The 14,032-nt window shown below is 68.6% G+C and carries 12 protein-coding genes and 1 pseudogene; 3 read left to right on the top strand and 10 right to left on the bottom strand.

Going from position 1 to position 14,032, the window contains the following annotated elements:
• Positions 1-82: 82 nt before the first annotated feature.
• The 10 genes from N790_RS14720 to dnaA all read right to left on the bottom strand — a co-directional run bounded on the left by N790_RS14720 (position 83) and on the right by dnaA (position 13,008).
• Positions 83-865, bottom strand: a complete 783-nt coding sequence (locus tag N790_RS14720) for a MotA/TolQ/ExbB proton channel family protein (protein ID WP_043805462.1) — start codon at positions 863-865, stop codon at positions 83-85.
• 50 nt (positions 866-915) lie between these two features.
• Positions 916-1,575, bottom strand: coding sequence for an energy transducer TonB (locus N790_RS14725; protein WP_043805463.1), 660 nt, complete (start codon positions 1,573-1,575; stop codon positions 916-918).
• 108 nt (positions 1,576-1,683) lie between these two features.
• Positions 1,684-2,955 (bottom strand): tetratricopeptide repeat protein, encoded by a 1,272-nt coding sequence (locus N790_RS14730; RefSeq protein WP_156970112.1) that lies wholly within the window; start codon positions 2,953-2,955, stop codon positions 1,684-1,686.
• A gap of 191 nt (positions 2,956-3,146) precedes the next feature.
• Positions 3,147-4,118: an alpha-L-glutamate ligase-like protein gene (locus tag N790_RS14735; RefSeq protein WP_043805464.1), complete on the bottom strand. Its 972-nt coding sequence runs from the start codon at positions 4,116-4,118 to the stop codon at positions 3,147-3,149.
• A gap of 3 nt (positions 4,119-4,121) precedes the next feature.
• Positions 4,122-5,720 (bottom strand): UUP1 family membrane protein, encoded by a 1,599-nt coding sequence (locus N790_RS14740; RefSeq protein ID WP_052385997.1) that lies wholly within the window; start codon positions 5,718-5,720, stop codon positions 4,122-4,124.
• 63 nt (positions 5,721-5,783) lie between these two features.
• Positions 5,784-6,545 (bottom strand): CPBP family intramembrane glutamic endopeptidase, encoded by a 762-nt coding sequence (locus N790_RS14745; protein WP_156970113.1) that lies wholly within the window; start codon positions 6,543-6,545, stop codon positions 5,784-5,786.
• Positions 6,523-8,973: a DNA topoisomerase (ATP-hydrolyzing) subunit B gene (gene gyrB, locus N790_RS14750; protein ID WP_043805465.1), complete on the bottom strand. Its 2,451-nt coding sequence runs from the start codon at positions 8,971-8,973 to the stop codon at positions 6,523-6,525. The genes N790_RS14745 and gyrB overlap by 23 nt, the downstream gene beginning before the upstream one ends.
• 205 nt (positions 8,974-9,178) lie before the next feature.
• Positions 9,179-10,261: a DNA replication/repair protein RecF gene (gene recF, locus N790_RS14755; RefSeq protein ID WP_043805466.1), complete on the bottom strand. Its 1,083-nt coding sequence runs from the start codon at positions 10,259-10,261 to the stop codon at positions 9,179-9,181.
• A gap of 91 nt (positions 10,262-10,352) precedes the next feature.
• The gene (dnaN, locus tag N790_RS14760) at positions 10,353-11,453 is read right to left on the bottom strand and encodes a DNA polymerase III subunit beta (RefSeq protein ID WP_043805467.1); all 1,101 of its coding nucleotides are present in this window, start codon (positions 11,451-11,453) and stop codon (positions 10,353-10,355) included.
• Between the two features lie 223 nt (positions 11,454-11,676).
• On the bottom strand, positions 11,677-13,008 hold the full coding sequence (gene dnaA / locus N790_RS14765) for a chromosomal replication initiator protein DnaA (RefSeq protein WP_043805468.1): 1,332 nt from the start codon (positions 13,006-13,008) through the stop codon (positions 11,677-11,679).
• 176 nt (positions 13,009-13,184) lie between these two features.
• On the opposite strand from dnaA, the gene rpmH reads away from it, so the two are divergent.
• The 3 genes and pseudogenes from rpmH to N790_RS14780 form a co-directional block, all read left to right on the top strand.
• Positions 13,185-13,325 (top strand): 50S ribosomal protein L34, encoded by a 141-nt coding sequence (rpmH, locus tag N790_RS14770; RefSeq protein WP_043805469.1) that lies wholly within the window; start codon positions 13,185-13,187, stop codon positions 13,323-13,325.
• Positions 13,326-13,364: 39 nt separating this feature from the next.
• Entirely contained in the window at positions 13,365-13,802 is a 438-nt protein-coding gene (gene rnpA, locus N790_RS14775; RefSeq protein WP_052385999.1) for a ribonuclease P protein component, read from the top strand.
• A 50-nt stretch (positions 13,803-13,852) separates the two neighbouring features.
• Positions 13,853-14,032 (top strand): annotated as a pseudogene (locus N790_RS14780) (membrane protein insertase YidC); the annotation flags it as partial.

The raw sequence follows: 14,032 nt of genomic DNA on the forward strand, positions 1-14,032 counted from the left end.
CGTTGATGTCGGCCATCGGGCCGCCACCGGAGGAGTTGGATGAAAAGGCCATGGCCGTGACTCCTGGTTGGTCGGGTTCGACTTAGCGCTTGGCCGCGGTGTCGCCGACGCGCGAACCGGTGGCGAAGAAGTCGTGCAGGTCGTGCGCGAAGGTGTCGAACTTGGCGTAGGTGTTGCGGTTCGAGCGGTTGAAGGCGTTGTAGGCCAGCACCGCCGGGATCGCGACGAACAGACCGAAGGCGGTCATGATCAGGGCCTCGCCCACCGGGCCGGCGACGGCGTCGATGGAAGCCTGGCCGGTGGCGCCGATGCGGATCAGGGCGCCGTAGATGCCCCACACGGTGCCGAGCAGGCCGACGAACGGAGCGGTCGCACCGACGGTGGCTAGCCAGGTCATGCCGTTCTCGAGCTTGGCGCTCTCGCGGGTGACGGCCTGGCGCAGGGCGCGGTCGATGAACTCCGAGCGGTTCAGGGCGTCGACCAGGCGGCTGCCTTCATGGCGCTGGTGGTGGGCAGCGGCCTGGGCGCAGTCGAGGGCGATCTTGGAGAACGGCTCGTTGGCCGGCTGCTCTTCCATGAAGCGGATGGCGTCCTGCGCGTTCGGGGTTTCCCAGAAGGTGCGGACCACGGTGTCGGCGCGCTTGGAGATGACGGTGTTCTTGATGGCGTTGACGATCGTGTACCACCACGAACCGAACGACATCACGACCAGCATCAGGAAGACGACCCAGGAAACCATGAACTCGCCCGGGGCGGCCACCATTTCCTTCCAGAGGTGGGAGAAACCCATCTGGTTCAGGGCTTCGGCGTTGTTGGCGGCGCCACCAGCGGCGGCGGCGGCAGTGAGGAGGATGTCCTGCAGCATAAGAGGTGCCTTTCTATAGGTGATTGATCGTTACGGGGGTACTGCTGGATTTAGCGCGGAGGCGTGAACTTCACGGGCACCAGGACGGCGCCGCCGACCTTCTGGCCGTTGCGCATGCCCGGGTTGAACTTCCAGCGACGCGCGGCATCCATGGCCGAACGGTCGAGGTTGCGGTTGCGGCTGGAGCGCTCGATGGCCACGTCGAGCACGTTGCCGGCGGCGTCGATGGTGACGCGCAGGACAACCGTGCCGCCGACGCCATCGCGGGCTTCCTTGGCGGGGTAACGCGGCTGGTACAGCGCACGGCCCGAGATGTCTTCGGACGGGGCGAAGTCAGCCGGCGGAGCCGGCGGCGCGGGCGGGGCCGGCGGCGGGGCTTCGATGTCGATCGGGCTCGGGTCGTCGAACACGACCGGCGGCTCTTCCGGCGGCGGCGGGATCGGCGTCGGCTTCGGCTGCTCGATGATCTTCTGGACCACCTTGGGCGGTTCCGGCGGCGGCGGCGGCGGCGGCGGGGGCGGCGGCGGCGGCTCGATGAACGAGACCGTGGTCACTTCGTCCTCGGCCTTGTTGACGTCCGGTGCGTTCACCGGGGCCAACATCAACATGAAGGCGATCGCATGCAGCGCGATCGCGAACGCGTTGCCGCCAATGCGTGCCCAGCTGATGCCCTGGGGCGGGTTGTCGTACTTGTAGTTCTTGTCCGTCATGCGGGTGGCGGCTCGAGCTCTAGTTCGGTCGGCGTCAGGTGCCGTGGCCCGCCGGGGAGCGGCGGGAACTTGTTAGCTTATACCACGGGGAACCGGTTTACCAACCGTTCAACGGGAAATCTGGGCCAGGGCTTTCTGGGCCTGGTCGCGGGTCGCCGGGTCCTTGGCGGCTTCTCGGTAGGCCACCTTGGCCGCCTCGAAATTGTCCATGTAGTACTCGGAGCGGGCGATGACCATCCAGGCCTCGCCGGGCTTCTTCAGGCCCTTGGACAGGGCCTGCTGGGCCGCCGCCTTGGCCTCCTGGTTGCGGTCCTCGTTGGTGAGGATCTGCGACAGGGCCAGCGCGGTCTCGCCATCGGACGCCAGCGGGGCGGCCTTCTGGTAGGCGGCGATGGCCGCGTCCACCTGGTCGCTGAAGTACAGCGACTGGGCGAGGAAGGTATAGGTCTTGGCGTCGGCCTTCAGGATGCCCTTGTCGAGGCCTTCCTGGATCACCTTGGCGGCGTCCGCCTCCTTGCCGTCCATGTTGAGGTAGATGGCGTAGAGGATCTCGTAGTCCTTCTGCTCGGTGAGCATGCCGCGGCTGCGCGCGTCGTCGAGCAGCGCGGCGGCCTTGTCGGTCATGTCGGTCTGGGCGTACAGGGACGCCAGGTTGAGCAGGGTGCGCTTGTCGTCCGGGCTCTGCTTCTGCAGCTGCTCGGCCAGGGCCACGGCCTCGGCGTCGCGGCCGGTTTCGTTGTAGGCGGCCATCAGCATCTGCAGCCAGTTGCTCTCCGGGGCGCCGTCGGTCTTGAGCTCGATGGCGCGCTTGATGGCGTCGATGGCGAGGTCGTACTGGCCGGCGTTGTAGTGGATGCCGCCCTTGAGGCCGTAGACGTCCGGATCCTTGCTCTTGGTCTCGGCGATCATGCGGTCGATCATGGCCACGGCCTCGGGGATCTTGTCCTCCTGGGCATAGACCGACGCCAGCGTGTGCATGGTGGCGTAGTGGTTGTTGTTCGGCAGCGCGTTTTCCTCGAGCGCGCGCTCGAGATAGGAAATGGCGCGGCCGTAGTCGTCGACGCCCAGCGCGGCGTTGCCGGCGATCATCAGCGCGACGCCGCGGTCGTAGGGCTTGGCGCGATCGCTGGCGAGCACTTCCTCGGCGATCTTGATGGCGCCTTCCATGTCCTCGCCCTCGTTGTAGAGGTCGAACATCTTCTGGATCTGCTTGCCCAGGCGCGGGCTGTTCTCCGCCTTCGGCGACTCGCGGGTCGCGTCGGGGTAGTCGATCTTGGGCTCTTCCGCTTTTTCGCGGCGCGCGGCGTCCGCCGTGCCGACCGAGAGCGAGGCCGCCAGGAACACGACCGCCGCCAGCTTCATGGAGTGCAGAACCTTCATGGAAAACTCCTTAGCCGCCGCGAACGTCCGCGGCTGTTGGCCGGATAGGGTAACGGGGAATAGAGCAAGCACTCAAGCCGTGTCTTGTCCGGTTGGACCGCCGGCTTCCGTGTAGCAATCCCCTTTGGCCCGAAGGATGCCCGAGGCGGGGCGTGCTTCGCCTTAAAACCGCGTTAAGGTGAACAGGCCGTTCAGCCAGTAGTGGGAAAGTTCGCTGTCGCAAAAGCGACACGTTCGGCCGGGTCCTTCGACAGCTCGCCGCGGTTGCGCAGCGCCTCGACCTTGTGGAGGCGATGCTCGAGGCCGTTGCCGTTCGCCATCTGGATGGCCAGGCCCGGGCGCGCGTTGAGCTCGAGGATCAGCGGGCCGCGGTCGCGGTCGAGCACGAAGTCGACGCCCACGTAACCCAGTCCCGAAAGTTCGTAGCAGCGCGAGGCCATCTCGAGCAGTTCGCGCCAGTGCGGGATGGCGAGGCCGACGATGCTGTGCTCGGTGTCCGGATGCTCGCGGATGATCTCGGTGCCCCAGACGCCGCGCTTGGTCTTGCCAGTGGGGATGTCGATGCCCACGCCGATGGCGCCCTGGTGCAGGTTGGCCTTGCCGTCGGACATGCGCGTGGGCAGGCGGATCATGGCCATCACCGGGTAGCCCAGGAAAACGATGATGCGGATGTCGGGCACGCCCTTGTAGCTGACGTTGTCGAAGATCGGGTCGAACTGCACGCAGTATTCGACGATCAGGTGGTCGGGCTGGCCGCCAAGGGAAAACAACCCGGACAACCCGTTCGACAGGTGGTGCTCGAATTCATCGCGCGACATCAGCGAGCCGCTGGCGCGCCGGTACTTGTCGCCGCGCCGGCCCGTGATGACCAGGATGCCGTCGCCGCCGGAGCCGTGCGCCGGCTTCACCACGAAGCTGTCGCGGCCCTCGAGCTTCTTGTGCAGCTCGGCGATCTCGTGTTCCTCGCGCACCACGGCGTAGAGGTCGGGCACCGGCAGGCCGGCCTTGATGGCCAGCTTCTTGGTGAGCAGCTTGTCGTCCACGCGCGGGTAGAACTTGCGCGGGTTGTGCATCAGCACGTAGTGCGCGTTGCGCTGGCCGATGCCCACCAGGCCGATCTGGCGCAGGCGCTTGGCGACCTTGAACGGGTTGAAAAAGGCCATCGGTCAGGCCTTCGCCTCGGGGGCGGGTTTTTCCGGCGGCGGCACGATCGGGTCGGGCTCGCGCGCCAGCGCGCGGAAGCGCAGCAGCTCGTTGAGGCGGTAACCGGAGTAGCGGCCCAGCAGCAGCGCCAGTGCGAACAGCACCAGCAGCACTTCGGGGTAGACGAACACCAGGTGTTCCAGCGGCGGCCAGCTCATCACGATGTAGGCCAGCGCGGCCACGACGAGCGTGCCCACGCCTTCGCGCAGGGCGGTGCCGGCGCCGCGTTCGTCCCAGGCCACGGACATGCGCTCGATCGTCATGGCCATGATGACCATCGGGAACAGCGCCACCGACAGGCCTACTTCGATGCCCAGGCGGTTCGACAGCACGCTCACCGCGGCCATCAGCAGCACCACCAGGATGAGGATGGCGGTCAGGCGCGGCACCAGCAGCAGGCGCAGGCGCTCGAGGTAGAAGCGCACCAGGAGGCCGAAGCCCACCACCAGCACGAACAGCACCACGCCGGCGACCAGCGCCGTCTCGCGGAAGGCCAGCGCGATCAGCACCGGCATGAAGGTGCCGTAGGTCTTCACGCCGACCAGGTTGCGCAGCAGCAGCATGATGAAGGCGCCGATCGGCACCATCAGCAGCACGCGGTAGGTTTCCTGCGCCTGCAGCGGCAGGCTGAGCAGCGAGTAGCGCACCAGGTTGGCGTCCTGCACCTCGAGGCGGCGTTCGGCGGTGGCCATGGCGTCGGCGAGGTTGCCCTTCACCGTGAACATCAGCGCGGTCGGCGGATTGCCGTCGATGGTGAGCAGCGGCTTGCCGCTGGTGCTCCACAGGAACAGGTCGGACGGCGTGCCTTCGGCGTTCGTGCGCGGATCGAGCATGGTCCAGGCCAGGCCGTCGTGCACGATCAGCCAGGTCTGCATGCGCGCCTCGAGGTTGGCGTCGGCGTTGGCCTCGCCCTCGGCCAGGCGGATGCCGTACACCACGCGCGCCGGGATGTTGCGCGAGGCGAGCAGCTGCACGATGAACTCGCTGCGCGCGACGTCGTCCTCGCCGTACTTCTCGGCCAGCAGCTGCACTTCCTCGCTGCGGTCGGACTGGTTCAGGCGGCGCAGCAGTTCGCGCGAGAACGTGACGGTATTGGACGACCGTTCGCGCACCTGGTCGAGCAGGGTCTGCGCGGCGGTCGCATAGGGCTCGTCGAGCTCGGCCGGCGGGGCGATCTCGGGTTCGATGGCGAGGGCGGCCGGTTCGCGCTGTTCGGCGCGCACGATGGTGGCGCGGTAGTAGAGGTCCTGCTCGCCGACGGCGCGGCGGATGGCCCACTGCACCTCGCGGCCGCTGTCACCTTTCTCCTCGAGTTTCGAGTAGTTGCGTGCAACGAAGCGTTCTTCCAGTACCGTCCAGCCCGGCGTGTCGGCCGGCAGCTGCAACGTGACGGTGTTCGCACCTTTGCGCGGTTGGTATTCGACGTGCGCCTGCACGGTCCACACCTGGACCTGGGCGTCGGGCTGCACCGGGAACTCCAGCACCTTCCACTTGTAGTACATCGCCGAAACGGCGGCGGCGATGATCGCCAGGGCCAACAGGTAAAGGTGTCGCTTGCTCATAGGGTTCCCGGGGATACGCGGCTCCGACCCGAAACCGCGAAGGCCGACAGTGTAACCCCGCCCCTAGGCGACCGAATACGTGACCAGGAGCAGGGCCATGGCGTTGGCCACGGCATGCGCCGCGACCGCCGCGGCAAGGCGCCCGGTGCGCAGGTAGACGCCGCCGAAGACCAGGCCCAGGGCGAGGTAGAGCGCGATGGTGGCGAGCCTTGGCAGCAGCGGACCGTCGGCCACCAGCTCGTGGGCGAGGGCGAACAGGCCGGCGGTGCACCACAGTCCGAGACTGGGCCGGCCGGCCAGCGCGAAGCGGCGCAACAGCACGCCGCGGAAGAACAGCTCCTCGGCCACCGGGGCCAGGCCGACGATCAGCAGCACGGCCAGCCAGGGCTTCTGCGCCAGCAGCGCCATCAGCGGCTCGGCGTTGCTGGGGTCGAGCGGCAGCCCGAGCTGGGTCGCGACCCAGGGCAGGGCCTGCGCGAACAGGCCGGCGAAGGTGGCCATCACCAGGGATTCGCGCCAGGGAAGCGGGCTGCCCACCGGTCCGCCCCGGGGCCGGCGCCAGGGCCACAAAGCCAGCCCCGCCAGGGCGGTGGCCAGCAGCGCCGCGGCGATGAACAGCGGGCTGTGCGTGCCGTCCGGCGCGGAAATGCGTTCGCCGGCGCCCAGCAGCACCGCAACCGCGACGACCGTGAGCAGCACGGTCAGCACGAGGTAAAGCGCGACGTCGAGCGCGAAATGCCCGAGCAGCCAGGCGGTGGTGCGCGGCGGCGCCGGCACCGCGGGCAGCGGCGCCGGCGCGGGCTCAGACGTCGAGGTTGGCGACACGCAGCGCGTTGTCTTCGATGAAGACGCGGCGCGGTTCGACCACGTCGCCCATCAGCGTCGAGAAGATCTGGTCGGCGGCGACCGCGTCCTCGATGCGCACCTTCAGCAGGCGGCGCGTCTCGGGGTTCACCGTAGTCTCCCACAGCTGTTCCGGGTTCATTTCGCCCAGGCCCTTGAAGCGCTGGATCATGCGGCCCTTCTTGGCTTCCTCGAGCAGCCATTCCTGCGCCTGCAGGAAGCGCGTGACCGGCTGGCTCTTGCCGCCGCGCGCCACGCTGGCGCCGTCCTGCAGCAGGTCCTGCAGGGCGGTGGCCACTTCGTTGACCTGGCGCAGTTCGCCGCCCAGCAGCTGCGCCGCGGCAAGCACCTGGGTGGAGGCGAGGCCGTGGTGCTGCTTGGCGATGACGAGCGCGGCCGGCTGGCCTTCGTCGTTGCCGGCCTGCACCGAGAAGCCGTAACGCGCGCGGCCGAGGCCGGTGGCGTTGAGGCGGCGCTCGAGCTCGGCGCACCAGCCGTCGAGCGCGCCGGGCGTGGCGAACTGCTCGGCCGACACCGGCGGCATTTCCAGCATGGCCTCGAGCACCGGCGGGTCGATGCGGTGCGCGAAGCGCGAGATGGTTTCGCGCGCGGCGACGTAGTCGAGCAGCAGCTTCTCGAGCTGCGCGCCCGACACCGGCGGGGCCGCGTCGGACGGGCGCAGTTCAGCGCCTTCGACCGCGTTGTTCACCAGGTAGGCGTTGAGCGCGCCGTCGTCCTTGAGGTAGAGCTCGTTCTTGCCCTGCTTGATCTTGTACAGCGGCGGCAGGCCGATGTAGACGTGGCCGCGCTCGATGAGCTCGGGCATCTGCCGGTAGAAGAACGTGAGCAGCAGCGTGCGGATGTGCGAGCCGTCGACGTCGGCGTCGGTCATGATGATGATGCGGTGGTAGCGCAGCTTGTCCGGGTTGTACTCGTCCTTGCCGATGCCGGTGCCAAGCGCGGTGATCAGCGTGCCGACTTCCGCGGACGACAGCATGCGGTCGAAGCGCGCGCGTTCCACGTTGAGGATCTTGCCCTTGAGCGGCAGGATCGCCTGGGTCTTGCGGTTGCGGCCCTGCTTCGCCGAGCCGCCGGCCGAGTCACCCTCGACGATGAAGAGTTCGCTCAGCGCCGGGTCTTTTTCCTGGCAGTCGGCGAGCTTGCCGGGCAGGCCGGCGATGTCGAGCGCACCCTTGCGGCGGGTGAGGTCGCGGGCCTTGCGCGCGGCTTCGCGGGCGCGGGCGGCGTCGACGATCTTGCCGGCGATGGCGCGGGCCTCGTTCGGGCGCTCCTGCAGGAACTCCTCGAGCTTCTGGCCGATGACGGCTTCCACCGCCGGGCGCACTTCGGAGCTGACCAGCTTTTCCTTGGTCTGCGAGCTGAAGCTCGGGTCGGGCACCTTCACCGACAGCACGGCGATCATGCCTTCGCGCATGTCGTCGCCGGACAGCGAGATCTTGGCCTGCTTGGCGATGCCGTTCTGCTCGATGTAGTTGCTGAGCGTGCGGGTCAGCGCGGCGCGGAAACCGATCAGGTGGGTGCCGCCGTCCTTCTGCGGGATGTTGTTGGTGAAGCAGAACATCGTTTCCTGGTAGGCGTCGGTCCACTGCACGGCGATGTCGACGACGATGCCGTCCTTTTCACCCGTGGCGGAGATAACCGATTGATGCAGCGGGGTTTTTAGCGCCGCCAGGTGTTCCACGAAGCTGCGGATGCCGCCCTCGTACTCGAAAACGTCGCGCTTGCCCTCGCCCCGCTCGTCCACCAGCTCGATGCGCACGCCGGAATTGAGGAAGCTCAGTTCGCGCAGGCGCTTGGCCAGGATGTCGTAGTGGAACTCGACGTCGGTGAAGATCTCGGCGCTGGGCAGGAAACGCAGCTGGGTGCCGCGGCGGTTGGAGGGGCCGACGGTCTTGAGCGGGTAGACCGGCTCGCCCAGGGCGTATTCCTGCTGGTGGTGGTGGCCGTCGCGCCAGATGTCGAGCCAAAGGCTGGACGAGAGCGCGTTCACCACCGACACGCCGACGCCGTGCAGGCCGCCGGAAACCTTGTAGCTGTTGTCGTCGAACTTGCCGCCCGCGTGCAGCACGGTGAGGATCACCTCGGCCGCCGACACGCCCTCTTCCTTGTGGATGTCCACCGGGATGCCGCGGCCGTTGTCCTGCACCGAGCAGGAGCCGTCGGCATGCAGGGTGACGATGACCTGGTCGCAGTGGCCGGCCAGGGCTTCGTCGATGGCGTTGTCCACCACCTCGAACACCATGTGGTGCAGGCCGGTGCCGTCATGCACGTCGCCGATGTACATGCCCGGCCGCTTGCGGACGGCCTCGAGGCCGCGCAGCACGGTGATCTTGCTGGAATCGTAGGTGGTGTTGGCGGGGGTCTGCGGCGGGGCGGGGATATCGGTCATCGGAGGCGTGTTCTCTGGGTCCACGGCGGCGCCCCGGCGCCCCGGCGGGGCGGCACAGCACGCCTATAAATAATGTGTCCGAGTATACCGCTAAGGCCCTTCACGTGGGCGGGGCGGTCACCGGGGGCGGCAGGGGTGTGGGGTAGCGGGGAACGGGTCCGACGCCGCAGCGGCCCGCCGCGGGGCCAGGAACGGCCATGGGGCCTCACCCTGTGCGGAGCTGTCCGCGTTCCACGTGGAACGTCGCGGCCGGAAGCAGTTCGCCGGTGAGGATGGCCGGGGCTTCGGTGGCCGTCAGCAGCACCTGGGCGCCCGAGGCCAGGACCGAACCCAAGGCCTGGCGCAGGTGGGCCTGGTCCAGCTCCGAGGCCAGGTCGTCCAAGCAGACCAGCGGCCACTCCCCGCGGTCGGCGGCAAAGGACCGGGCCTGGGCCAGCACGCAGGCGAGGGCGGTGAGCTTTTCCTGACCCCGGGAGAGGGCTTCCCGCCCGGGCAGGCCGAGGTAATCCACCCGCCAGTCGGCCCGGTGCGGACCGACGCTGGTGTAGCCCTGGACGAGGTCGCGTTCGCGGGCCAGCAACAGGGCATCGGCCAGCGGGTGCTCCGCCCGGCGCCAGCCCGGCAGGAACTGCAGGCCGGCCCGGCCCAGCTCGGGCAGGAACTCCCCCGCGGTCCCGGCCAGGACGGGCTCCAGCCGGGCCAGGTAGTCGGCCCGCAGGCTGCTGAGCTGTTCGCCGGCGCTGGCCAGCTCCTGGTCCCAGGGGTCCAGGGCGCCGGGCGACGGCCCCCGCTTGAGCAGGGCGTTGCGCTGCTTCAGGGCCCGGGCGTAGCGCCGCCAGACCGGAAGGAACTCCGGTTCCACGTGGAACAGCGCCCAATCCAGGAACCGACGGCGGTGCTCCGACCCCCCGGCGATCAGTTCGTGGCTGCCGGGCTCGAAGCTGACCACGGCCAGCTCGGCGCAGAGTTCGGTAAGGCTGGGCGCGGGGGCGCCGTCGAGCCGGGCTTCCCAGTCGCCGCCGGTGTGGCGCAGGCCGGCGCGGCGGGCCCGGCCCTGGCCGTCCTGCCACTCGGCGTAGACCGACAAGGCCGGCTGGCCGCTGCGGATCAGGCCGTCGCGCACCCGGCCCCGGAAGGAGCGGCCGTAGCCCAGCAGGTGCACGGCCTCCATCAGGCTGGTCTTGCCCGCGCCATTGCCGCCCGTCACCAGGTTCAGGCCGGGCACCGGGCGGAATTCCACGTCGGCCAGGCAGCGCAGGTTCTGGATGTCGAGCCGGGTCAGGCGCACGTGGAACTCCGGGCCGGCGGGTTTCGCCGGCCTTCAAAACGGCACCGCCCGGCACAGGCCGGGCGGTGGGGCAACGCGGACGCCGTTCCGGTCACAGCCGCAGCGGCATCACCACGTGGCGGCTGCGTTCGTGGCTGGCCTCGCGCACCAGGGCCGACGAGTTGGCGTCGCGCAGGTTGATGATGACCGTGTCCTCGCGCAGGGCGCTCAGGGCGTCCAGCAGGTAGGTCACGTTGAAGCCGATGCTCAGGCCGTCGACCTTGGTGTCGGCCTCGATCTCTTCCTGGGCCTCTTCCTGCTCGGGGTTGTGCGCCACGATGCGCAGCTGGCCCGGGCTGATCTCCAGCTTCACGCCGCGGTACTTCTCGTTCGACAGGATGGCGGCGCGCTGCAGCGCGGCCCGCAGGCCTTCGCGGTCGAGCTTCACTTCCTTGTCGGCGCCGATGGGGATCACCGCGTCGTAGTCCGGGAAGCGACCGTCGATGAGCTTGGAGGTGAAGGTCACGTCCTCGCGGCGCATGCGCAGGTGGTTGCGGCCCACTTCCAGCTCGACCTCGCGGTCGCCGCCTTCGAGCAGGCGCTGCAGCTCCAGCACGCCCTTGCGCGGCAGGATGATCTGCTTGCGGGTCTGGGCACCGGCGGGCAGGGGCGCCTCGCACAGGGCCAGGCGATGGCCGTCGGTGGCCACGCAGCGCAGGCTGTCTTCGCGCAGGTCCAGCAGCAGGCCGTTGAGGTAATAACGCACGTCTTGCTGGGCCATGGCGAACGCGGTGCGCTCGATCAGCTCCTTCAACGCGGCTTCCGGCACGCGGATGCGCTCGACCAGGTCGAGGTCCTCGACGGCCGGGAAGTCGTTGCCGGGCAGGGTGGCCAGGGTGAACCGGCTGCGGCCGGCCTGCACGGTCACCTTGTCGCCGGACTGGCTGAGGGTGACCTTGCTGCCGTCGGGCAGGGCCCGGACGATCTCGAAGAGCTTGCGGGCGGGGATGGTGGTTTCACCCGGCTGGGCGTCGTCGACGTCCGTGCGGGCGACCATCTCGACCTCGAGGTCGGTGCCGGTCATGGACAGCTTGTTGCCTTCGACCGTGACCAGCAGGTTGGCGAGCACCGGCAGCGTCTGCCGGCGTTCGACCACGTTCACGACCTGCTGCAGGGGTTTGAGCAGAACTTCTCGCGTCAGGCTGAAACGCATGCGGGTCCCCAAGCTCCAAAGAGTGGATAAATCAAAAACTGGTGGCGGTGGAGGCGGAAAAAACGCCGGATAACTATCGTAACTTTTTGATTCTTAACGTTTTATCGCGAGTCACAAGCCTGTGCGTCGGGCCCGGGACTGGCTGTGGAAAGCTGTGGATAGATTTTCGCCCTGAAAACGCTCCCCAACTTGTCCACAGGTGGTGCAGAAACAGGTTCCACGCTCACTCGCTCAGTTTGCGCAGCAGCTTGTCCCAGTCCTCGCGCAGCTTGCCGTCGATCTCGCGCAGTTCGCGCACGACCTTGCAGGCGTGCATGACGGTGGTGTGGTCCCTTCCCCCGAATGCGTCGCCGATTTCCGGCAGGCTGTGCTCGGTCAGTTCCTTGCTCAGGGCCATCGCCATCTGCCGCGGACGGGCCAGGGAGCGCGTCCGCCGCTTCGACAAAAGGTCCGCCATGCGCAGCTGGTAGTAGTCTGCCACGGTCTTCTGGATATTGCTGATCGACACCACCTGCTGCTGCGCGCGCAGCAGGTCGCGCAGGGTTTCCTGGGCGAATTCGGCGGTGATGGGGCGCGCCATGAAGTTGGAGCGGGCCGCCAGGGTGTTCAGGGCGCCCTCGAGGTCGCGCACGTTCGAGCGCATGCGCTTGGCGATCAGGTAGGCCACGTCCTCGGGCAGCTTCACCGAACGCTCGGCCGCCTTGGCGGTGAGGATGGCGGCGCGGGTTTCGAAGTCGGGCGGCTCGATCGCCACGCTCAGGCCCCAGGTGAGGCGGGTCTTGAGGCGCGTCTCGAGGTTCTCCACCTCGCGCGGGTAGCGGTCGCAGGTGAGGATGATCTGCTGCTTGCCGTCGAACAGCGCGTTGAAGGTGTGGAAGAACTCCTCCTGCGTGGTGTTCTTGCCGGCGAAGAACTGGATGTCGTCGATCAGCAGCGCGTCCACCTGCTGGAACTGGCGCTTGAACTGGTCCATCGACTTTTCCTGCAGCGACTTCATCATGGCGCTGAAGAACTGCTCGGAGCGCAGGTACATCACGCGCATGCCCGGGCTGTTCTGGCGCATGAGGTTGCCGGCCGCGTACATCAGGTGGGTCTTGCCCAGGCCCGAGCCGCCGTACAGCAGCAGCGGGTTGTAGGCCTTGCCCGGGTTCTGCGCCACCTGCAGGGCCGCGGCGCGGCCGAGCTGGTTGCTGCGGCCTTCGACGAAGTTCTCGAAGGTGTAGTGCGGGTCGAGGTTGCCGTTGAACTCGGGGCCGGCCGGGCTGCGGCCGGCACTGGCCGCCGGGGCCGCGCTGGCCCGGGCCGGCGCGGCGCGGTTGAGCGAGCCCACCGCCAGGGCCACCGCCGCCGGGCTGCCGGCGAAGTGGGCCACCAGCTCGCGGATCCGGGCCAGGTAGTGCTCGCGCACCTGGTCCACCACGAATTCATTGGGGGCGTACAGCGTCAGGCCGTCGGGGTGGCTCTCCACCTGCAGCGGCCGCAGCCAGGTGTGTACCTCTTCGGCCGGCAGTTCGGCTTCCAGTCGTTCCAGGCAACGCGGCCAGGCAGCATCCATGTTCAAGCGAAATTCCGGGGGCCAGCGCCGGGGGGGCGCTGTGGATAAGTGATCGGGGTCGTGCAGTCTAGCGCCGCGGGGCCGTGGCCGCCACGCGGATTTGGCTTGACTCGGGTTTCGGCAAACCGCTATAGTCCGCAGTCTTTTCCGCCCAAAACTCTAACCGGGGTGCCACCATGGCCACCAAGCGCACGTACCAGCCCAGCAACCTCAAGCGCAAGCGCGACCACGGGTTCCGCGCCCGCATGAAGACCGCCGACGGCCGCAAGGTCCTCTCGCGTCGTCGTGCCAAGGGTCGCGCCCGCCTCGCGGTCTGACGCGTTGCCGCCGGTTTGCCGGCGGCACCCGAACGGGTCGTGAGCCTCTCCCCGCCCGTTCCGCCGAGCGATTTCCCGCCCAGCGCGCGCCTGCGCGTTTCCGCCGAATTCCAGGCGGTGTTCAAGGCGGGACGCCGGCTCTCCAGCCCCCAGTTGCGGTTGTTCGCCCACGTCCGGGCCGAGGCCAATGCGCCACGGCTCGGCGTTGCCGTGTCCAAGAAGGTCGACAAACGCGCCGTCGGCCGCAACCGCATCAAGCGCCTCGCCCGTGAAACCTTCCGGCGCGAGCGCCACCAGCTGCCGCCCGGCGATTACGTGCTGATCGCCCAGCCCGGCGCCTCCGCCCTGTCTTCCGGCGAACTGCGCGCCCAGTGGCTGCAGCTGCTGGAACGGGCGCGGTCGTTGAAGCCCACGCCCCCTGCCGGCACAATGCCGGACTCCCCGGTGGCGCGCGAGCGCCCCGCCTCAGAATCCTGACCGAGACCCCGAGCCGGCCCCGGCTTCGCGCTGGCGCCCGCCTCCTGCCCATGAACCAGACCCGCTCCTTCCTGCTGATCGCCTGGCTTGCCGTCGCCTTCCTGCTGTTCCTTGAATGGAACAAGGGCCCCGTGCAGGCCCCGGCCGCCCCGGCGCCGGTCGCCGCCCTGCCGGATCCGTCGGCGGCGATCCCGGACGCCGCCGCGCTGCCCGACGCCTCGGCCGTGCCG

The organism is Arenimonas malthae CC-JY-1, assembly GCF_000747075.1.
GTDB classification, from domain to species: Bacteria; Pseudomonadota; Gammaproteobacteria; order Xanthomonadales; family Xanthomonadaceae; genus Arenimonas; species Arenimonas malthae.

Coding starts and splice junctions, on each gene's coding strand:
- N790_RS14735 (WP_043805464.1), bottom strand. CDS start 4,118: ATGGCCTTTTTCAACCCGTTCAAGGTCGCCAAGCGCCTGCGCCAGATC.
- N790_RS14730 (WP_156970112.1), bottom strand. CDS start 2,955: ATGAAGGTTCTGCACTCCATGAAGCTGGCGGCGGTCGTGTTCCTGGCG.
- N790_RS14725 (WP_043805463.1), bottom strand. CDS start 1,575: ATGACGGACAAGAACTACAAGTACGACAACCCGCCCCAGGGCATCAGC.
- N790_RS14740 (WP_052385997.1), bottom strand. CDS start 5,720: ATGAGCAAGCGACACCTTTACCTGTTGGCCCTGGCGATCATCGCCGCC.
- rpmH (WP_043805469.1), top strand. CDS start 13,185: ATGGCCACCAAGCGCACGTACCAGCCCAGCAACCTCAAGCGCAAGCGC.
- dnaN (WP_043805467.1), bottom strand. CDS start 11,453: ATGCGTTTCAGCCTGACGCGAGAAGTTCTGCTCAAACCCCTGCAGCAG.
- gyrB (WP_043805465.1), bottom strand. CDS start 8,973: ATGACCGATATCCCCGCCCCGCCGCAGACCCCCGCCAACACCACCTAC.
- N790_RS14720 (WP_043805462.1), bottom strand. CDS start 865: ATGCTGCAGGACATCCTCCTCACTGCCGCCGCCGCCGCTGGTGGCGCC.
- dnaA (WP_043805468.1), bottom strand. CDS start 13,008: ATGGATGCTGCCTGGCCGCGTTGCCTGGAACGACTGGAAGCCGAACTG.